The organism is Pseudomonas sp. B2M1-30, from assembly GCF_025447575.1.
GTDB lineage: Bacteria > Pseudomonadota > Gammaproteobacteria > Pseudomonadales > Pseudomonadaceae > Aquipseudomonas > Aquipseudomonas botevensis.
Genome location: NZ_JAOEJT010000002.1, coordinates 523,540 through 543,279, shown reverse-complemented (window position 1 = coordinate 543,279; position 19,740 = coordinate 523,540). Strand labels below are relative to the sequence as shown.

General features: G+C 61.2%; 16 protein-coding genes and 1 tRNA gene. 13 read left to right on the top strand and 4 right to left on the bottom strand.

The genetic code is table 11. The features are described 5' to 3' along the window. Window positions 1-8: 8 nt before the first annotated feature. The 3 genes from N8H74_RS06120 to N8H74_RS06110 all read right to left on the bottom strand — a co-directional run bounded on the left by N8H74_RS06120 (window position 9) and on the right by N8H74_RS06110 (window position 2,963). The gene (locus N8H74_RS06120) at window positions 9-620 is read right to left on the bottom strand and encodes a Yip1 family protein (protein WP_262146587.1); all 612 of its coding nucleotides are present in this window, start codon (window positions 618-620) and stop codon (window positions 9-11) included. 205 nt (window positions 621-825) lie between these two features. Next, complete coding sequence (locus N8H74_RS06115) at window positions 826-1,692, bottom strand: glucose 1-dehydrogenase (RefSeq protein ID WP_262146586.1); 867 nt, start codon at window positions 1,690-1,692, stop codon at window positions 826-828. A 122-nt stretch (window positions 1,693-1,814) separates the two neighbouring features. Continuing rightward, entirely contained in the window at window positions 1,815-2,963 is a 1,149-nt protein-coding gene (locus N8H74_RS06110) for a PatB family C-S lyase (protein WP_262146585.1), read from the bottom strand. A gap of 248 nt (window positions 2,964-3,211) precedes the next feature. On the opposite strand from N8H74_RS06110, the gene fdnG reads away from it, so the two are divergent. From fdnG to N8H74_RS06070, 8 genes are all read left to right on the top strand, one after another. After that, the gene (gene fdnG / locus N8H74_RS06105) at window positions 3,212-6,277 is read left to right on the top strand and encodes a formate dehydrogenase-N subunit alpha (RefSeq protein WP_262146583.1); all 3,066 of its coding nucleotides are present in this window, start codon (window positions 3,212-3,214) and stop codon (window positions 6,275-6,277) included. Further along, window positions 6,278-7,213: a formate dehydrogenase subunit beta gene (gene fdxH, locus N8H74_RS06100; protein ID WP_217831192.1), complete on the top strand. Its 936-nt coding sequence runs from the start codon at window positions 6,278-6,280 to the stop codon at window positions 7,211-7,213. Continuing rightward, window positions 7,210-7,863, top strand: a complete 654-nt coding sequence (locus tag N8H74_RS06095) for a formate dehydrogenase subunit gamma (protein ID WP_262146582.1) — start codon at window positions 7,210-7,212, stop codon at window positions 7,861-7,863. Before fdxH ends, N8H74_RS06095 begins: the two co-directional genes overlap by 4 nt. A gap of 3 nt (window positions 7,864-7,866) precedes the next feature. Continuing rightward, entirely contained in the window at window positions 7,867-8,793 is a 927-nt protein-coding gene (fdhE, locus tag N8H74_RS06090) for a formate dehydrogenase accessory protein FdhE (RefSeq protein WP_262146581.1), read from the top strand. Between the two features lie 47 nt (window positions 8,794-8,840). Further along, window positions 8,841-10,253, top strand: coding sequence for an L-seryl-tRNA(Sec) selenium transferase (selA, locus tag N8H74_RS06085; protein WP_262146580.1), 1,413 nt, complete (start codon window positions 8,841-8,843; stop codon window positions 10,251-10,253). Further along, window positions 10,250-12,166, top strand: coding sequence for a selenocysteine-specific translation elongation factor (gene selB / locus N8H74_RS06080; RefSeq protein ID WP_262146579.1), 1,917 nt, complete (start codon window positions 10,250-10,252; stop codon window positions 12,164-12,166). Before selA ends, selB begins: the two co-directional genes overlap by 4 nt. 6 nt (window positions 12,167-12,172) lie before the next feature. Beyond that, window positions 12,173-12,268 (top strand) — tRNA-Sec (locus tag N8H74_RS06075). Window positions 12,269-12,507: 239 nt separating this feature from the next. Beyond that, window positions 12,508-13,260, top strand: a complete 753-nt coding sequence (locus N8H74_RS06070) for a hypothetical protein (protein WP_262146578.1) — start codon at window positions 12,508-12,510, stop codon at window positions 13,258-13,260. A 20-nt stretch (window positions 13,261-13,280) separates the two neighbouring features. On the opposite strand, the gene N8H74_RS06065 is transcribed toward N8H74_RS06070, so the two are convergent. After that, window positions 13,281-14,567: an OprD family porin gene (locus N8H74_RS06065; protein ID WP_262146577.1), complete on the bottom strand. Its 1,287-nt coding sequence runs from the start codon at window positions 14,565-14,567 to the stop codon at window positions 13,281-13,283. 297 nt (window positions 14,568-14,864) lie between these two features. Between N8H74_RS06065 and N8H74_RS06060 the strand changes: the two genes are divergently transcribed. The 5 genes from N8H74_RS06060 to N8H74_RS06040 all read left to right on the top strand — a co-directional run bounded on the left by N8H74_RS06060 (window position 14,865) and on the right by N8H74_RS06040 (window position 19,707). Then, window positions 14,865-15,854, top strand: coding sequence for an aldo/keto reductase (locus N8H74_RS06060; RefSeq protein WP_262146576.1), 990 nt, complete (start codon window positions 14,865-14,867; stop codon window positions 15,852-15,854). Window positions 15,855-15,955: 101 nt separating this feature from the next. Further along, the gene (locus N8H74_RS06055; protein ID WP_262146712.1) at window positions 15,956-16,354 is read left to right on the top strand and encodes a cupin domain-containing protein; all 399 of its coding nucleotides are present in this window, start codon (window positions 15,956-15,958) and stop codon (window positions 16,352-16,354) included. Between the two features lie 23 nt (window positions 16,355-16,377). Then, a complete protein-coding gene (locus N8H74_RS06050; protein ID WP_262146711.1) occupies window positions 16,378-17,499 on the top strand; it encodes an alpha/beta fold hydrolase in 1,122 nt (373 codons plus the stop codon). Between the two features lie 81 nt (window positions 17,500-17,580). Then, window positions 17,581-18,636, top strand: a complete 1,056-nt coding sequence (locus tag N8H74_RS06045) for an alpha/beta hydrolase (RefSeq protein WP_262146575.1) — start codon at window positions 17,581-17,583, stop codon at window positions 18,634-18,636. A 177-nt stretch (window positions 18,637-18,813) separates the two neighbouring features. Beyond that, the gene (locus tag N8H74_RS06040; protein ID WP_262146574.1) at window positions 18,814-19,707 is read left to right on the top strand and encodes a LysR family transcriptional regulator; all 894 of its coding nucleotides are present in this window, start codon (window positions 18,814-18,816) and stop codon (window positions 19,705-19,707) included. The last annotated feature ends 33 nt before the right edge of the window (window positions 19,708-19,740 follow it).

The window sequence follows — 19,740 nt, the reverse complement described above, 5'->3', positions numbered from 1 at the left end:
CCGAGGGGTTAACCCAGCGGCGCGCGCAGGTACTCAGGCGTCAGGACGTTGAACCACAGCAGGATCATCGACACCAGAATGGTCACCAGCACCAGCAAGCCGACGCCCCAGACACTGGCGGCGTTCAGCAGGCCCTGTTCCTTGCGTTCATGCATGAAGGTCGGCAGGCCGACGAACAGCAGGAATGTCGAGTACAGCGAAGCGGCGCCGAGTACCAGAATCGCTAGCCAGCGACTGGGGTAAAGACCGGCGATCCCGGCGATGAAAAACGGTGTGACGGTGTAGGCCGCGAAGCCGATGCATTGATTGAGCGTCGGCCGGGCCTCGAAGGTGCGCGACATCCAGCGAATGAAGCCGCCGATGATTGCAACACCAGCGACCATGGTGATGTACAGCAGCACGCTCAGTTGCAGGGCACTGGCGCTGCTGAGCCTGACGGTTTCTCCGGCGGCCAGGCTCCAGCCGACGTAGGTGGTGCCAATGAACAGGCACACCGCCGGAATCAACGCTAGCAACAGCAGGTGGGCCAGGTAATGCCGTGGATGAGCCTCTTCTTCGCGCCGGATGTCGGTCCAGGCGAAGTTGGGTTGGGTGAAGAGCTTGACGATAGGTGCGGACATGACGACCTCCTGATCTCTCGCGACCCGATGGGCCATAAAATTATTGAGAGGCGGGGCTGTCTGCGGGTTCACTTTTTCTTGATCTGAGCAAGTCCCCGTGGGAGCGGGCTTGCTCGCGAAGGCTGACGGTCAGTCGACATCATGGATGACTGAAACGCCGCTTTCGCGAGCAAGCCTGCTCCCGCAAGGGCTATCGCCGAGGCGGTCAGAGCATCGGTTTGCCGCCGGTCACGCCGTAGCGCTGGCCGGTGATGTAGCTGGCTTCGTCCGAGGCCAGCAGTACGTAGATCGGCGCGACCTCCACCGGTTGCCCTGGACGGCCGAGCGGGGTGTGTTCGCCGAAGTTCTGCACTTCCTCGTCGGGCATGGTCGAGACGATCAGCGGCGTCCAGATCGGTCCTGGTGCCACGCAATTCACGCGGATTTCCTTCGGCCCGAGCATCTGCGCCAGGCCACCGGTGAAGTTGGCGATGGCGCCTTTGGTGGTGGCGTAGGCGAGCAGGGTGGGTTTGGGCATGTCCGAGTTGACCGAGCTGGTGTTGATGATCGACGAGCCGGCGCGCATGTGTTTGAGCGCCGCCTGACTCAGCCGGAAAATCGCGGTGATGTTGACGTCGAAGGTCATCAGCCACTCGTCGTCGGGGATTTCTTCGAAGGTTTCGTGGGTCATCTGGAACGCGGCGTTGTTGACCAGTACGTCGATGCGGCCGAAGCGTTCGACAGTGTCGTCCACCAACGCCTGGCAGTGGGCCTTCTGCGCGATGTCGCCGGGCAGCAACAGACACTGGCGACCGGCCTGTTCGACCCAGCGTGCGGTTTCCTTCGCGTCTTCGTGTTCGTTGAGGTAGGCGACCGCGACATCGGCGCCTTCACGAGCAAAGGCAATCGCCACTGCGCGGCCGATGCCGCTGTCGGCGCCGGTGATCAGCGCGATCTTGCCGGCCAGTCGACCGGAGCCGACGTAACTCTGTTCGCCGCAATCGGGATACGGTTCCATTTTGCGTTGGGAACCGGGCACCGGTTGGGCCTGTTTCGGGAAGGGTGGTTTTGGATAGTTTGGATAGTCAGTCATCGTCAATCTCCGGGCTCATGGCGGGTATGGGCGGTTGACCCGGCCCGTTTGCCGCGAGTTCGATTGGATTGACGATGCGGATCGTCCCCACTTTGCGCGTGGGAACGATCACCGGGTGAGGATCAGCGAGAGGCCAGCGCCCGCTCCATCCGCGCGATGCCTTCTTCAAGCAGCGCACGCGGGCAGCCGAAGTTCAAGCGCACGAACTGCTGGCTGTGGTCGCCGAAGTCCAGACCTGCACTGAGGCCGACACGGGCCTGTTCGAGGAAGAATTTCTGCGGATCGCCCAGGTCCAGCGCCGAGCAATCGAGCCACGCCAGGTACGTGCCCTGGGGCACATTGATCTGCACGCCCGGCAGACGGCTGCGCACCGCGTCGACCAGATAATCACGGTTGGCTTGCAGGTATTGTTTCAGTTCCTTGAGCCACGGTCCGGCTTCGCTGTAGGCCACGCGGGTGGCCTCCATGCCCAGCGGGTTGACGCTGTCGACCATGCCGCAACGGGCGTGATTGACCCGCTCGCGCAGGGCGACGTCCTGGATGATCATGAACGAGGTCTTGAGGCCGGCGATGTTGTAAGCCTTGCTCGCCGACATCAGGGTGATGGTGCGGGCGGCGATTTGCGGGCTCAGGGAGGCGGTCGGAATGTGGACGCGGCCGTCGTAGCACAGTTCGGCGTGGATCTCGTCAGAGATGATCCAGGCGTCCTGCGTCACGCAGATGTCCGCTACGGCTTGCAGCTCTTCACGGCCGAAAACCTTGCCGATCGGGTTATGCGGGTTGCTCAGGAGCAGGGCGCCGCCACCGCTCAGGGATTCGCGCAGGGTATCCAGCGGCGTGGCGTAGGTGCCATCGGCCTGCGGGGTGAACTCCAGCTCGATTTTGTTCAGGCCCCAATGGCCCGGCGCGTGGCGCAGTGGCGGGTAGTTCGGCGTTTGCACCACGACGTTCTGCTGCGGCTGCACCAGCGCCTTGAGCGCCATGTTGAAACCCGACTCGACGCCGGGCAGGAAGATCAACTCCTGTGGCTGTACGCGCCAGGCAAACTTGGCCCACAGGTCGGCGACGATGGCTTCGCGCAGATCGTTCTGGGCCACGCTGTAACCCACCAGCGGGTGCAGCAAACGTTGTTGCAGTGCTTCGATCACCACCGGTGGCGCGGCGAAATCCATATCAGCGACCCACATCGGCAACACATCGGCCGCATAGCGGCTCCATTTGGTGCTGCCGGTGTCGTGGCGGTCGAATACCTGATCAAAATCGAAAGTCATGCGCAGTCTCGTGAAAGCGGGGTCGTGGATGGGCGCCATGATAAGCCCGCCCGGTAGGACAAGCACCTGAAATCCTGCGTGGGCACGGGCTGGTTCGCGAATGACCGCTGCTCGCCGACGGTCGGTTTTCACACAGACTGTAAGGTCATTGTCTACAGTGAAGAGGTCGGCACCCGTCGTGCCGCCACCGTGATTGTCCAGAACAGACCCGGCACAAGTACCGGGTTCCACCTGATCAGGAGTGCACGATGGATCTCAGCCGTCGTCAGTTCTTCAAGGTCGCCGGTATCGGCCTTGCAGGCTCTAGCCTGGGCGCGTTGGGCATGGCCCCGACGCTGGCCTTCGCCGAGCAGGTGCGCCACTTCAAGCTCGCCCATACCCATGAAACCCGCAACACCTGTCCGTATTGCTCGGTCGGTTGCGGCTTGATCATGTACAGCCAGGGCGATGCCGCGAAGAACGTTGCGCAAAACATCATCCACATCGAGGGCGACGCCGACCACCCGGTCAATCGCGGCACCCTCTGCCCGAAAGGCGCGGGCCTGCTGGACTTCATCCATAGCCCCGGCCGCTTGCAGTACCCGCAGGTGCGCAAGCCCGGCAGCAATGAGTGGACGCGAGTCAGCTGGGACGAAGCCCTCGACCGGGTCGCCGACCTGATGAAGGCCGACCGCGACGCCAACTTCATCGAGCAGAACGCCCAAGGGCAAACGGTGAATCGCTGGCTGACCACCGGTTTTCTCGCAGCGTCGGCGGCGTCCAACGAAGCGGGTTACATCACCCACAAGGTGGTGCGCAGTCTCGGCATGCTGGGGTTCGATAACCAGGCGCGTGTCTGACACGGCCCGACGGTGGCAAGTCTTGCCCCGACGTACGGCCGTGGAGCCATGACCAACACCTGGACCGATATCGCCAACGCGAATCTGATCCTGGTGATGGGTGGCAACTCCGCAGAAGCGCATCCATGCGGCTTCAAATGGGTGACCGAAGCCAAGGCGCACAACGCCGCGCGGCTGATTGTGGTCGACCCGCGTTTCACCCGTACCGCGTCGGTCGCCGATTACTACGCACCGATTCGCACCGGCAGCGACATCGCCTTCATGGGCGGGCTGATCAATTACCTGCTGACCGAGGACAAGATCCAGCACGAATACGTGCGCAACTACACCGACGTGTCGTTCATCGTCAAAGCCGGGTTCGGTTTCGAGGATGGTCTGTTCACCGGTTACGACGCGGACAAGCGCAGCTACACCGACAAATCCACCTGGGGCTATGAGCTGGGTGAAGACGGCTTTGCCAGGGTCGACCCGACCTTGCAGGACCCGCGCTGCGTCTATCAGTTGATGAAGCAGCACTACAGCCGCTACAGCATCGATCTGGCGAGCCAGATTTGCGGCATGCCGGTCGATGCGATGAAAAAGATCTGGGAGGAAATCGCCACTTGCTCGCAACCGGGCAAGACCATGACCATCCTCTACGCGCTGGGCTGGACCCAGCACTCGATCGGCTCGCAGATCATCCGCAGCGCGGCGATGGTGCAATTGCTGCTGGGCAACGTCGGCATGCCGGGCGGAGGTGTGAACGCCTTGCGCGGGCACTCGAACATTCAGGGCCTGACCGACCTTGGCTTGCTGTCCAACTCGCTGCCGGGCTACCTGACCCTGCCGACCGACGCCGAACAGGACTACGACGCCTTCATCGCCAAACGCACGCAAAAACCGCTGCGGCCGGGGCAACTGTCCTATTGGCAGAACTACAGCAAGTTCCACGTCAGCCTGATGAAAGCCTGGTATGGCGCCAACGCTACGGCTGAGAACCAGTGGGCCTACAGCTACCTGCCGAAACTGGACATTCCCAACTACGACATCCTCAAGGTCTTCGACCTGATGGGCCAGGGCAAGGTCAACGGCTACATGTGCCAGGGCTTCAACCCGATTGCCGCGTTGCCGGACAAAAACCGGGTCATGGCCGCGCTGGCGAAGTTGAAGTGGCTGGTGGTGATGGACCCGCTGGCGACCGAAACCTCGCAGTTCTGGGAAAACGTCGGGCCGTTCAACGATGTGAAAACCGCCGACATCCAGACTGAAGTGATTCGCCTGCCGACCACCTGTTTCGCCGAAGAGGACGGCTCGCTGGTCAACAGCAGCCGCTGGCTGCAATGGCACTGGAAAGGCGCCGATGGCCCCGGCGAGGCGCGCACCGACGTGCAGATCATGACCGGGCTGTTCCTGCGCTTGCGCGAGCGCTATCAGGCCGAGGGCGGCAAATTCCCTGATCCGCTGCTGAAACTGTCGTGGCCGTACAAGATCCCCGACGAGCCGTCGCCGGAGGAAATCGCCAAGGAGGTCAACGGCTACGCCACCACCGATTTCACCGACGCCACGGGCGCGGCGATCAAGGGCAACTCGCAACTGGCTGCGTTCGCTCAGTTGAAGGATGACGGCAGCACGGCGTCCGGTTGCTGGATCTTTACCGGTAGCTGGACCGAGGCCGGCAACCAGATGGCCCGGCGCGATAACGCCGACCCGTACGGCATGCATCAGCACCAGAACTGGGCCTGGGCGTGGCCGGCCAACCGGCGGATTCTGTACAACCGCGCTTCGGCCGACCTGCAAGGCAAGCCATGGGATCCGAAGAAACGCCTGGTGTGGTGGAACGGCAAGGCCTGGGCCGGCACCGACGTGCCGGACTACAAGGCCGATGTGCCGCCGGAAGCCGGGATGAACCCGTTCATCATGAACCCCGAAGGGGTGGCACGGTTCTTTGCCGTCGACAAGATGAACGAAGGGCCATTCCCGGAACACTACGAGCCGTTCGAAACGCCGATCGGGATCAACCCGCTGCATCCGCAAAACAAGAAAGCCACCAGCAATCCGGCGGCACGGATCTTCGATTCGGTGTGGGACAGCCTCGGCCTCGCCAAGGACTACCCGTACGCCGCCACCAGCTATCGGCTGACCGAGCATTTCCACTTCTGGAGCAAGCACTGCCGGTTGAATGCGATCGTCCAGCCCGAGCAGTTCGTGGAGATCGGTGAAGTGTTGGCCAAGGAGAAGGGCATCGCCGCCGGCGACCGCGTGCGGGTCAGCAGCAAGCGCGGCTTCATCGAGGCCGTCGCGGTGGTGACCAAGCGGATTCGGCCGCTGCAGGTCAACAATCAGGTCGTCCACCAGATCGGCATTCCGCTGCACTGGGGGTTCACCGGTCTGACCCGTCACGGTTACCTGACCAACACCCTGGTGCCGTTCCTCGGCGATGGCAACACTCAGACCCCGGAATCCAAGTCATTCCTGGTCAACGTGGAGAAAATCTGAATGGCCAGCCAAGACATTATTGCCCGCTCGGCCACCACGACGCCGGCACCCTCGGTACGCAATCAGGAAGCCGTCGCCAAGCTGATCGACACCACCAAATGCATCGGCTGCAAGGCCTGTCAGGTCGCGTGTTCGGAATGGAACGAATTGCGCGACGAGGTCGGCCACAACCACGGCACCTACGACAATCCGCAGGATCTCACTGCAGAGTCGTGGACGCTGATGCGCTTCACCGAGCACGAAACCGACGCCGGCAACCTTGAATGGCTGATCCGCAAGGACGGTTGCATGCACTGCGCCGAGCCGGGTTGCCTGGCGGCGTGTCCGAGCCCCGGCGCGATCATCAAACACGCCAACGGTATCGTCGATTTCGATCAGGATCACTGCATCGGTTGCGGGTATTGCATCACTGGCTGCCCGTTCAACATTCCGCGCATCTCGCAGAAGGATCACAAGGCCTACAAATGCACCTTGTGTTCGGATCGGGTCGCGGTGGGGCTGGAACCGGCCTGCGTGAAAACCTGCCCGACCGGGGCCATCGTCTTCGGCAGCAAGGAAGACATGAAGACCCACGCCGCCGAGCGCATCGTCGATCTCAAGAGCCGTGGCTTCGACAACGCCGGTCTGTATGACCCCGAAGGCGTTGGCGGCACCCATGTGATGTACGTGCTGCATCACGCCGATACGCCGAAGATCTACGCCGGACTGCCGGAAAACCCGGCGATCAGTCCGTTGGTAGGATTGTGGAAAGGCATCAGCAAACCGCTGGGCCTGCTGGCGATGGGCGCGGCGGTGCTGGCCGGGTTCTTCCATTACGTGCGCATCGGGCCGAACCGGACCGAAGAAGATGAACACCCGGATGTGCCGGACACCTCGGTGCATCAGGTTGATCCGGCGGTACACACCTTCGATCCTCGCGGGGAGGGCCGGCCATGAGCAACAAGACGATCCTGCGCTATACCGCCAACCAGCGCACCAATCACTGGCTGGTGGCGATTCTGTTCTTCATGGCCGGGTTGTCCGGCCTGGCGCTGTTTCATCCGTCGATGTTCTGGCTGACCCACCTGTTCGGCGGCGGGCCGTGGACGCGGATTTTGCATCCGTTCATGGGCGTGCTGATGTTCGTGTTGTTCCTCGGCCTGGTGTTTCGTTTCTGGCGCTCCAATTTCTTCATCGACAATGACTGGAAATGGCTGCGACGCATCGACCGGGTGCTGGTCAACGACGAGGAAACCGTACCCGCCGTGGGCAAGTACAACGCCGGGCAGAAGCTGCTGTTCTGGACTTTACTGTTGTGCATGCTCGGTTTGCTGTTCACCGGTCTGGTGATCTGGCGGGCGTATTTCAGCGCGTACTTCGGCATCACCACGATTCGCTGGGCGATGTTGCTGCATGCGCTGGCCGGGTTTGTGCTGATCCTCAGCATCATCATCCACATCTACGCCGGGCTGTGGATCAAGGGTTCGGTGGACGCCATGCTGCACGGCTGGGTCAGCCGCGCCTGGGCGAAGAAACACCATGAACTCTGGTATCGCGAAGTGACCCGTGAGCAAGCGCCGGAGCGACCGACCACCAAGAAGGGCTGACGTTTGCCAACCATCCTCGAACCCGGACAAATCGAAGCGGCGGCCGGTTCGCCGCCGTTTCTGCATCTGCCGCCGCACAATCTGTTTTCCCTGCGTGCCCGACGGCTGGAACAATTGGCCGAAGGACATCCGCTGGCCGATTACCTGCGGCTGATCGCCGGATTATGCCGGACGCAGCAACAGGTGCTGGATGATCCGCCGTTGGCCGATCCCATCGATCTGCAACGGGTAGAAGTCTGCCAGCAGCACGGTTTGCCGCCATTCGCCGCCGATACGCTGATTCGCGAAGATTCATGGCAGGCGTACCTCGAAGCGTTTTTGCAGCGTTACATCGCTCCCGAGCAAGGCGCCGTGGCAGAGGCGGTGACCACGTTGCGCGTCGCCAGTCCCGGTCAACTGCGCGCCTGGGCCGTGGCGTTGGTCAGCGGCCAGTATTCTTTGGTGCCGGCGGCACTGGTGCCGTTTCTTGGCGCGGCGCTGCAAACTGCCTGGAGTCATTGGCTGCTCAGCGTGCCCAACCTGCAATTGACGCCTGGCAACAGCCTCAGCCAATGCCCGGCCTGCGGTTCGCCGGCCATGGCCGGGGTGATCCGCCATCGCGGCAAACACAACGGTTTGCGTTATCTGGTGTGTTCGCTGTGTGCCTGCGAATGGCATGTGGTGCGGGTCAAGTGCGTGTACTGCGAGCAGAGCAAGGGCCTGGAATACCTGAGCCTCGAAGACGACCGGCACGCCGCCAATCAGGCGCCGTTGCGGGCGGAGGTCTGTCCGGGCTGCAACACCTATCTGAAACTGCTGTATCTGGAGAGCGACGCCGACGGCGAGGCGTTGTCGGCGGATCTCGCCAGCCTGTTGCTCGACATGCGCCTGGCCCAGGACGGCTATCAGCGACTGGCACCGAATCTGCTGCTGGCACCGGGAGACGAATGAGCGCAGCGTCTACACTCGCCGGACAGTCTTTATTCCGGGAGTGCCCGATGTCTGTGAGTGTCGCCCTGCGCTTGCCATCCCTCGACAGTCTGTTGCGGCACGCAGCGTGCCAGCCGTTGGCCGAGCGCTACGGGCGCGAGGCCTTGCTCGCGTGCCTGCGTCAGTTGCTCGATGACTTGCGTGATGCGGTGGTGGCCGGGCAACTGGCGCCCATCGAAATCAGCCCCGAAGCGCTGGCCGGGCGTGCCGGTGAGCGCCTGGCAATCCAGCAGCGCTGCCAGGTGCGGCGGGTGTTCAACCTCACCGGTACGGTGCTGCACACCAATCTCGGTCGCGCGTTGTTGCCGGAAGAAGCCGTCGATGCGGTGCAAATGGCCGCGCGTTATCCGCTGAACCTGGAGTTCGATCTGGCGAGCGGCAAGCGTGGCGACCGCGACGATCTGATCGAAGGCCTGATCCGCGAGCTGACCGGCGCCGAAGCGGTGACCGTGGTCAACAACAATGCCGCTGCGGTGCTGCTGACCCTCAACAGCCTCGGCGCGCGCAAGGAAGGCATCATTTCCCGGGGCGAGCTGATCGAAATCGGCGGCGCGTTCCGCATCCCCGACATCATGGCCCGCGCCGGCGTGCGCCTGCATGAAGTCGGCACCACCAATCGCACCCATGCCCGCGATTACGAAGCGGCGATCAGCCCGCGCAGCGGTTTGATCATGCGTGTGCATGCGAGCAACTACAGCATCGAAGGATTTACCGCCCGTGTACCGACCGCCGAACTGGCCGATCTGGCGCACCGCCATGGTCTGCCGCTGCTTGAAGACCTGGGCAGCGGCAGTCTGCTGGACCTGACGCGCTGGGGCTTGCCGGCGGAACCGACGGTGCGGCAGGCGCTGCTCGATGGCGCCGATATCGTCACCTTCAGCGGCGACAAATTGCTGGGCGGGCCGCAGGCCGGGTTGATTGTCGGGCGCAAAGAACTGATCACGAAGATCAAGAAGAATCCGCTGAAACGCGCGTTGCGCGTGGACAAGTTGACCCTGGCGGCGCTTGAGGCGGTGCTGGGCTTGTACCGCGATCCGGATCGTCTGGCCGAGCGTCTGCCGAGCCTGCGCCTGCTGACGCGGCCGCAGGGGGACATCCTCGCGCAAGCTCAGCGCTTGCAACCGGTGCTGGCGCAGACCGTGGGCGAACCCTGGAGTGTCAGCGCGGTAGACGCATTGGGCATGATCGGCAGCGGCAGCCAACCGGTGGCGCGCCTGCCGAGTGCGGCGCTGTGCTTGCGACCACAGGTCTCCAGGCGCCTGCGCGGGCGTTGCCTGCTCAATCTGGAAGCAGCGCTGCGGGCCTTGCCGATTCCGGTGCTTGGGCGCATCGACGATGACGCCTTGTGGCTGGATCTGCGCCAACTCGATGACGAGCCAGCGTGGCTGGCCCAACTCGATCAATTGCAGGTGCCCGGATGATCGTCGGCACCGCCGGGCACATCGACCACGGCAAGACGTCGCTGCTCCAGGCGCTCACCGGGCAAACCGGCGACCGCCGCCCGCAGGAGCGCGAACGGGGCATGACCATCGACCTCGGGTATCTCTACGCCGAACTGGCGCCGGGGGCGGGACTGAGCGGATTTATCGACGTGCCTGGTCACGAAAAATTCACCCATAACATGCTGGCCGGTGCCCAAGGCATCGATCTGGTGTTGCTGGTGGTGGCGGCGGATGACGGAGTGATGCCGCAGACCCGCGAGCATCTGGCGATTGTCGAGTTGCTGGGCATCCCACGGGCGCTGGTGGCAATTACCAAGGTGGATCGGGTCGACAAGGGCAGGGTGCGCGAGGTTCGGCAGCAGATTGAAGCGTTATTGGCGCCAGGGCCGTTTGCCGGGGCGCCGATGATTGCGGTGTCGAGCGTGGCAGGCGAGGGGATCGACACCTTGCGTGAGGCCTTGCTGGAAGCGCAGGGCGAGGTGCGCGAGCGCAGTCAGGCGGGCGGCTTTCGCCTGGCGATCGACCGGGCGTTCAGTGTGGCCGGCGCCGGGATTGTGGTGACTGGCACCGCGCTGTCGGGCGCGGTCGCGGTGGGCGACAAACTGACGCTCGGCACGGCGGGCAAAGCCGTGCGGGTGCGCGGTCTGCATGCGCAGAACCAGCCCGCCGAGCACGCGGTTGCCGGGCAACGGGTCGCCCTGAATATCAGCGCTGAGCGGCTGGAACTGGGGCAAATCCATCGCGGCCAATGGTTACTGGCCGATTGGTTGTTCGCCCCGACGCAGCGACTGGATATCGAATTTCATCTGTTGCCTGGCGAGCGGGCGTTCGAGCATTTCCATCCGGTGCATGTGCATCTGGGCACCCAGGATGTGATCGCGCGGGTGGCGCTGCTGGAAGGCCCGCGCCTGAGTCCGGGCGAGCGTATGTTTGCGCAATTGCTGACCAACACCCCGGTGCATGCGGTGAAGGGTGATCGGTTGATCCTTCGTGACCAGAGCGCCCAGCGCACCCTTGGCGGCGGACGTGTTCTTGATCCGTTTGCGCCGGCCCGTCAGAGGCGTAGCCCTGAGCGGCTGGTGCAGTTGAAGGCGCTGGTGAATGGCAACAGCCTTGAAACGCTGTTGCCGGCCTTGCTCGACCAGAGTTTGAGCGGCCTCGACCCGCAACGGCTTGAGCGTCAGTTCAACCGTCCGCGTGACGGCTGGAACTTGCCGGAAAACGTCCGGCTGATCGACACCCGCCAAGGCCCGATTCTGTTCAACGCCCAGCGCTGGGGGACATTGAAGTTCACCTTGCTTGAGCATCTGGCACGATTCCACGAGCAGGAACCGGATCAGATGGGGCCGGATCGTGATCGTCTGCGCCGGTTCAGCGGTTTGCCTCTGGAACGCGCGACGTTCGTCAGTCTGCTCGAAGAATTGCGCGTCGCCGGCTCGATCAGCACCAGTGGCGCTTGGCTGCATCTGCCGGATCATCAGGTGCGGCTCAGTGTCGAGGACGCAGTGTTGTGGGAGCAGGTACAGCCGCTGTTCGACGCGGCAGGGTTCGATCCGCCGTGGGTGCGCGATGTGGCGAAAGTCGTGGGGCGAGAGGATGCCGACGTGCGTTTGTTGCTGCGCAAGCGGGCACGGTTGGGGTTGATGCATCAAGTGGTGCGGGATTTGTTCGTCAGCGACGTTGCTTTGCGGCAGATGGCGGCGGTGCTGTTACGTCTGGCGCAAGAAAATCCGCAGATTCAGGTCACGGCGTTTCGGGATGCGCTAGGCTTGGGGCGCAAGCGCTGCATTCAGTTTCTCGAATATTTTGATCGCCTTGGTCTGACCCGGCGAGTCGGGGATCGACGGCAGATTCGGTTTGATAATGCGTTGGCGAACGCTGGCGCATCTTGAGTTCAAGGAAGGCAATCGCGCCCGGTGGCGCGGCCGGGCTTCAAACCCGGTTGGGGACGGCATCCGTTCCCGGGCAGGTTCGACTCCGGCTGCCTTCCGCCATAGCTTCGCTGGATGAATTTTTTGTTTTCGTCTCTGCGCTCATGGCACGGAAGCGCGTCATTCACAGAATGAAGGCTATGTGACATCATTTGGGTGGGTGAGAGGTCTCCGAGCGCCACTCTTGATGACAAGTTTCCTCCTGCCATCTCCTCATACTCTTTGCGAATTGAACGCGTACGGCGATTTACCGCAGTGCGTTTATTTCGACATTTTCCAAATGACTTTCAGGGAAGACTGTTTTGCTTAAAAAGATATTCGTATTAATCAGAAACGCATTTTTCTTGGCATTTTTTTTGTTTTTGGGAGCGTTGACTGTTTGCACGGTCGCCCCGATGTTGTGGCACTCGATATTTCCTAGCGAAGCTGTTGAAGTGGCCGACAAATCGATAGAAATAAAAAAGGCCATGCTTGGCGACGCTTGCAACAAGGAAAATACGGACTGCAAGAAAAATGTCTTGATCATCATTGGCGCAATTGACGATGGCACGTTGAGTGCGGTCGAGCAAGTAGCTGAAAAGACGAAGTTCGACACCGTATGCTTCAACAGTCCAGGTGGTAATGCTGATGCCGCACAGCGTATCGGCAACTGGATCAAGTCCAATAACTTGAATACATGTCTTGCTGAGCGCTACAAACTCGAGAACGGAGTAACAACCTCAAAAGTACAATGTCAGTCCGCCTGTCCGTACCTTCTTCTGATGGGGAAAACAAGAACTGCTTTGGGAAGTGATTTCAATATTGGAGTTCATCGTTCAGGCGTTCCGGTGGACTTATGCGTATGCCATTTCAAGCTCAACGAATTTTGGCCGTATTTCTACACCTCGGGATACCGTGACATGCTGGGCCGTTCCGATGAAGCCGAGATTCACCAAAGTCTTCTAAGCGATAGTCTGGAGGTTGATTCGACATCGATACATAGACTGACCCAGGCTGAGCTAGAAAAATATGCGGTATTCAATGCAATCGGCGCGGCGGGTCCTTCGACTCAGTAACGTTGTGGTGTAGCCCCTTTTCAGAACTTGAGCGGGTACTGCACCACCACATAAATCCGATCAATGTCATCCCCCGCCTGAGCCGTGTTGGCCCGGTGCGAAACGTGGGACAACTGCACCGACAGGTCCTTCGCCGCACCCGACTGGACGATGTAGCGCAAATCAATATCGCGTTCCCAATGCTTGCCGCCATCACCTTGCTGCGGTTGATACTGGCCGCTGTCGGGGTCGAACGGGTTGTAGGCGCCGCCCTTGGGGGCGTGGGTGCCGTCGATGTGGCTGCCGGAGACATAGCGGGTCATGAAGTTCAGGCCGGGGATGCCGAGTGCGCCGAAGTCAAAGTCGTAGCGGGCTTGCCAGGAGCGTTCGTTGGCGCCGTTGAAGTCGGCGTATTTGATGGAGTTGGCCAGGTAGATCGAGTCGCCTCCGACGAAGTCGAACGGTGTGTCGCCGTTGATCCGCTGCCAGCCGAGCATCACTGCATGGGCACCGAAGGTGTATTTGCCGGACAGGCTGAACGCGGTGTTGTCGATTTCCCCGGCGAGCGCCCGGCCGGTGTCGCGGGTGTGGTAGAGGTTGGCATCGAGAAACATGCCGGACTGCTTGAAGTGCAGATTGCCGTAGTACTGGTGCCAGGTGTCGCTCAGTTCTGAGGCGTACAGCGCGCCGCCGACCGGGCTATCGCTGAACAGATCGGCACCGATGAAACTGATGGCGCCGGCCTCGGTGTTGGCGCCATAGCCATAAAAGTCGCCCTTGCCCGATGAACTGTCCTGGTTCTTGAACGCGGTGAAATGCCCGGCGACCAGCCCCATGTTTTCAATCTCGCGGCTGTTGAGCAGGAAACCCGTGGCGTATTCCGGTTGCAGGCGCTTGTCCGAGGTGTCGAATACCGGCGTTTCCACGGTCATTTCACCGAAGGCCAGGGTCGTGCGTGAGGCCTTCAGCTTGAGCGCACCACCGGCGCTGGAGTAGTCGTGCTCACTGCGCCCGTCACTGTCCACCGGCAGCAGGCCGGTGCCGGAGTGACCCTTGCCGCCGTCCAGTTTCAGCCCCGTAAAGGCGTGGGCATCGAGCCCGAAACCGATTGCTCCATCCGTGAATCCGGATGAAAAAGTACCGATAAACCCTTGAGCCCATTCCTGTTTGTAGTTCTTGTCGGTGGGCGAGGGCGAGCGGTAGTCGTTGCTCAGGTAGAAGTTGCGCAGGAGCACTTCGGACTTTGCGTCGTCCAGAAAACCGCTCGCGGCAGCGGTTTCGGCCAGCCCGCACAACAACACTAGCAAGGTGATACGCGAATCGATCATGGGTCAGTGGCCGGAGATTGCAAACGAGACATCAATGATCGATGGAAGCGGGGCAGCGGGATTGAGCTGATGTGCTCAGTTGTCGGATTTGCCGAGAGAATAGCTACATCACTGAGTTGCGCCGATTAATGAATTCAGCTCACGAAGCCTTGCCGATTTAGCCGTCTAGTCCCTGGCTGATCCGTCGCTTACTGTTTTATGCAGTGGCATCGCACCTGTTCCGACGTGGATCAGGCGGTGCCGGATCTTGTTTTCTCGACAGCTCAATGCTGGTCAGCACAAGCAGGGAGACTGCACATGCACAAGCGCACACTCGGCAACCATTCACTTGAAGTCTCGGCCCTGGGCTTCGGATGCATGGGCCTCAGTCACGGTTATGGGCCGGCAACCAACACCGCCGAGGCCGTCTCGCTTATCCGCGCGGCGTTTGATCAAGGCGTCACCTTCTTCGACACCGCCGAGGTCTACGGTCCCTACCTTAACGAGCAGGTAGTAGGGCAGGCACTGGCGCCGATTCGCCACAAAGTGGTGATTGCCACCAAGTTCGGTTTTACCTTCGGCTCCGACAACAAGCAGCAGATTCTCAATAGTCGGCCAGAGCACATCCGTATGGCTGTCGAGGGATCACTGCGACGGTTGAAGACTGACTACATCGACTTGCTGTACCAGCATCGCGTCGACCCGGACGTACCGATCGAGGACGTTGCCGGACTGGTCAGGGAGTTGATCCGGGAAGGCAAGGTCAAGCACTTCGGGCTGTCCGAGGCGGGCGCGCAGACCATTCGCCGTGCCCATGCGGTGCAACCGGTTACCGCGCTGCAAAGCGAATATTCGCTATGGTGGCGCGAACCTGAGCAGGAAATTCTGCCGACCCTTGCTGAACTGGGCATAGGCTTCGTGCCTTTCAGTCCGCTGGGCAAGGGTTTCCTGACCGGAGCCATTGGCGCAGATGCCACTTTTGGCAACGACGATTTCCGCAGCATCGTGCCGCGCTTCAATCAGCAAGCGCTGCAGGCCAACCAGGCCCTGGTCGAACAGGTGCGCAAGATTGCCGCCGCCAAACAGGCGACGCCGGCACAGATAGCCCTGGCCTGGCTGCTGGCTCAAGCCCCCTGGATCGTACCCATTCCCGGCACCACCAAACTGCATCGTCTGGAAGAAAACCTCGGTGGTGCGGCGATCACGCTCGATGCGGCGGATCTGGGCGCCATTGATTCGGTGCTGTCGCAGATTCCCGTTCAAGGTGACCGCTACCCCGAAGCCCTAAAGGCGCGAGTCGGGCGATAACCGAAATGAAGCGGAGGCATTCGTCGATGAACGCGTTGCTCGCTCCACTCGTAGCCCTGTCGCTTCTTGCTGGGGACAGGGATGCCTAGGCTGCCGACGACATCCGGATCAGCACTGCGGGCTCTCAGCCATCAATCCGGGGGGCAGCCGAAAACTTCACCGGTTCAGTCAGTGTCGATGGCCAGTTCAGGGGCCACCCGCCGGCCCGTGCCGGCGGCGCTACGGTGACCTTCGAGCCCGGCGCGAGAACGGCCTGGCACACCCATCCGCTGGGGCAAACGCTGATTGTCACGGCCGGTGTCGGCTATGTGCAGCAAGAGGGTGGTCCGCGTCGGGAAATCCATCCGGGGGACATCGTCTGGATCCCGCCGCAGGTGCGTCACTGGCACGGGGCGACGGCCAATTCCGGAATGACCCATATCGCAATTGCCGAAGCACTGGATGGAAAAACCGTCACATGGGCGGAAAAAGTCTCGGATGCGCAATACCAAAGCAAGTGATCAAGATGAATGGAGACTTTCCGATGACGTCTGAATCAGACACTGCTCATTGCTCGACCCGGCCGCGAGGTGCGCGCGTTGCGCTGTGCCTTGGCTTCGTATCGAGCTTGGCCGCTTGCGCGGCTCATTCTGATCGTCCGGACAATGTCACTGCCCCCTTGGTGATTCAGGAGCAGGGCAGCTTCGCGGCTGGCGGGACAATGACAACCGCCCCCGGGACCTTCAACCCATACAAGCCCCTGACGCCTGATGGTCAGACCTACCACGGCGACCATGCCTACGCTTTCTATCAAATCCCGGTCGATGCCCGGAAGCTGCCCATCGTCATGTGGCACGGCGCCGGCCAATTCTCGAAAACCTGGGAAACCACGGCGGATGGCCGGGAAGGGTTCCAGACCATTTTTCTGCGCCGCCAGTTCGGCGTGTATCTGATCGATCAGCCGCGCCGTGGCGCTGCCGGGCGCAGCATGGTCGAGGCGACGGTCAAGCCTGTACCGGACGAGCAATTGTGGTTCAACCAGTTCCGCATCGGTCTGTGGCCGAACTATTTCGACGGTGTTCAGGTTGCGCAGGATGCGTCGACACGCAATCAGTTCTTCCGCGCAATGACGCCAAACACTGGAGCGTTCGACATGAACGTGGTCTCCGCTGGCGTGTCGTCGGTCTTCGACAAAGTCGGGCCGGGCATCCTGTTCACGCACTCGCAAGGTGGCGGCCCGGGCTGGTTGACGGCGATCAGGAACAATCAGGTCAAGGCCATTGTGGCTTTCGAACCGGGCAGCAGTTTCGTCTTCCCGGAAGGTGAACTGCCGGCGCCGATTCCCAGCGCTTTCGACACCGTGCAAGGGGCAGCAGTGCCAATGGAGCAGTTCAAGGCGCTCACGCGAATTCCGATCCTTGTCCTCTACGGCGACAACATTCCGGAGCAGCCCGTGGAGCTGCCCGCGCAGGACAGTTGGCGCGCCCGACTCGAGATGGCCCGGCTATGGCGTGATGCCGTCAATCGGCACGGCGGCGATGTGAGGCTGATTCATTTGCCGGAGATCGGCATCAAGGGCAATACCCACTTTCCGATGTCGGACTTGAACAACGTTCAGATCGCCGATCTGGTGTCCGGTTTTCTCCATGAGAAAGGCCTGGATTGATCGGGTCAGCATCGCTGAAACCCGAGGCGACTCCCCAAAAAACAGGCATCGCGCATTTCAAATGACACCCAGGGAAATCACATGAGAAACAAAATTCTGAAAGCTTCGTTGATGGCTGCCATGGTCGGTGCTTCTGCCGGTGAGGTCGCCGCCGCCGATTACAAAAAGAACCCGTTCACGCTGGTTTACGACGGTGCCATCACCCACAACGAGCCTGGCAAGGTCAATATTCATCCGGTCACGTACAAACTCAACGGTCTGGACATCGCCGCCAACGTCTACACCCCGGCCAATTACGACGCGAAAAAGCTTTATCCGACGGTGGTCGTGGCGCATCCCAACGGTGGGGTGAAAGAACAAGTTGCCGGTTTGTATGCGCAGCGACTGGCTGAACAGGGCTATATCACGATTACGGCCGATGCCGCCTACCAGGGTGCCAGTGGCGGCCAGCCGCGCAGTATCGACAAGCCTGCGTACCGCATCGAAGACATCCACGGCATGGCAGACTTCATCACGCAGTACGCGGGTGTCGACGGCAAGCGTCTGGGTTTGCTCGGCATCTGCGGCGGCGGAGGGTATTCGTTGGCGGCGGCGCAGACCGACAAGCGTTTCAAGTCGCTGGCGACGGTCAGCATGTTCAACTCCGGGCGGGTTCGTCGCAACGGCTACAACGACTCGCAACTGGACACCATCGCGCAACGCCTGCAACAGGCGTCTGCCGCTCGTGCCCAGGAAGCGGCCGGCGGCGAGGTGCTTTACTCGGGGGATGCCAACCTGACCGACGAGCAGATAGCCAGGCTGCCGTTCGCGCTGTACCGCCAGGGTTACGAGTACTACTGGAAGACCCATGCGCACCCGAACTCTACCTTCAAGTACACCACGAGCAGTCTCCTGGATCTGATGCGTTTCGACGCCACCAACCAGATCGAATTGATCGATCAGCCGTTGCTGATGATCGCGGGCAGCAAGGCCGACAGCCTGTACATGACTCAGGATGCCTTTCCCAAGGCCACCGGTACTCAAGACAAGGAACTGTTCATTATCGAGGGGGCCACTCATATCGAAACCTACTGGGTCCCCCGGTACGTCGATGCGGCCCTGGACAAGCTGAACGCGTTCTATGCGAGAACCCTGTGATCAGAAAGTCACGCGGTTTGAAGCTTCAGCAGCCACAACCGAGAGCCGGTCGCTGACCCGCGTGCGTGCGCGGCGAATTTCTGTTGAGGGGTGTAGATCAACAGAAATTCGTGCGTGTATCCGCCCGAGAATGATTACATGGGACAATCCAGCACCCCTCATGAGAGGTTCTCATCAATGTCCCGTGCCAACCTCAACGACCTGCAAGCCTTCGTGGTCATCACCCGTGAAGGCAGCTTTACCCGCGCTGCGGCACAGTTGGGTGTCTCGCAATCGGCCCTGAGCCACACAATGCGTGCGCTGGAGGCAAGGCTCGGGGTTCGGTTGCTGACCCGAACCACCCGCAGCGTATCCCCGACCGAGGCTGGCGAGCGGCTGTACCTTTCCATGGCACCGCGTTTCGAAGAAATCGAGTTCGAATTGGCGGCGGTCAGCGAGTTTCGTGATACCCCTGCCGGTAACGTGCGCATCTCAGCCTCTGAGCATGCAGCCAACAACATTCTCTGGCCGAAGCTGTTGAAAGTGCTTCCCGGCTACCCGGACATCAAAGTTGAAATCACCGTCGACTACGCACTCTCCGACATCGTCGCCCAACGTTACGACGCCGGCGTACGTCTGGGCGATCAAGTGGCCAAGGACATGATTGCCGTGCCGGTCGGCCCAAGGTTACGCATGGCGGTGGTGGGTTCCCCCGAGTACTTCAACCGGCGACCTTGGCCGAAAGTGCCTGGCGACCTTGCCGAACACAGCTGCATCAATCTGCGCCTGCCCACCCACGGAAGCCTTCTGCAATGGGATTTCGAGAAGGACGGGCATGAGTTGAAGGCACGTGTCGAAGGCCAGTGGACGTTCAACAGCAGCATGCCGATCCTGCGTGCGGCTGTCGCCGGTTGTGGGCTGGCCTTCCTGCCGGAAGATATGGTGGTCAAAGAACTGGCCGATGGAAGCCTCATTCGGGTGCTGGAGGATTGGTGCCAGCCTTTTCCCGGTTACCATCTTTACTACCCTAACCGCCGGGAGCATTCGTCGGCGTTTGGCGTCGTGGTTGATGCGCTGCGTTACAAGGACTGAGCCATCTTTGAGTTCACCCACTCTGTGACACCG

Bases quoted from the DNA above. Each gene is read 5' to 3' on its own strand.
- N8H74_RS06040 (WP_262146574.1), top strand. From the start codon at position 18,814: ATGTCCCGTGCCAACCTCAACGACCTGCAAGCCTTCGTGGTCATCACC.
- N8H74_RS06120 (WP_262146587.1), bottom strand. From the start codon at position 620: ATGTCCGCACCTATCGTCAAGCTCTTCACCCAACCCAACTTCGCCTGG.
- N8H74_RS06115 (WP_262146586.1), bottom strand. From the start codon at position 1,692: ATGACTGACTATCCAAACTATCCAAAACCACCCTTCCCGAAACAGGCC.
- N8H74_RS06050 (WP_262146711.1), top strand. From the start codon at position 16,378: ATGACGTCTGAATCAGACACTGCTCATTGCTCGACCCGGCCGCGAGGT.
- N8H74_RS06045 (WP_262146575.1), top strand. From the start codon at position 17,581: ATGAGAAACAAAATTCTGAAAGCTTCGTTGATGGCTGCCATGGTCGGT.
- selA (WP_262146580.1), top strand. From the start codon at position 8,841: ATGTCTGTGAGTGTCGCCCTGCGCTTGCCATCCCTCGACAGTCTGTTG.
- fdxH (WP_217831192.1), top strand. From the start codon at position 6,278: ATGGCCAGCCAAGACATTATTGCCCGCTCGGCCACCACGACGCCGGCA.
- N8H74_RS06065 (WP_262146577.1), bottom strand. From the start codon at position 14,567: ATGATCGATTCGCGTATCACCTTGCTAGTGTTGTTGTGCGGGCTGGCC.
- N8H74_RS06060 (WP_262146576.1), top strand. From the start codon at position 14,865: ATGCACAAGCGCACACTCGGCAACCATTCACTTGAAGTCTCGGCCCTG.
- N8H74_RS06095 (WP_262146582.1), top strand. From the start codon at position 7,210: ATGAGCAACAAGACGATCCTGCGCTATACCGCCAACCAGCGCACCAAT.
- N8H74_RS06110 (WP_262146585.1), bottom strand. From the start codon at position 2,963: ATGACTTTCGATTTTGATCAGGTATTCGACCGCCACGACACCGGCAGC.
- selB (WP_262146579.1), top strand. From the start codon at position 10,250: ATGATCGTCGGCACCGCCGGGCACATCGACCACGGCAAGACGTCGCTG.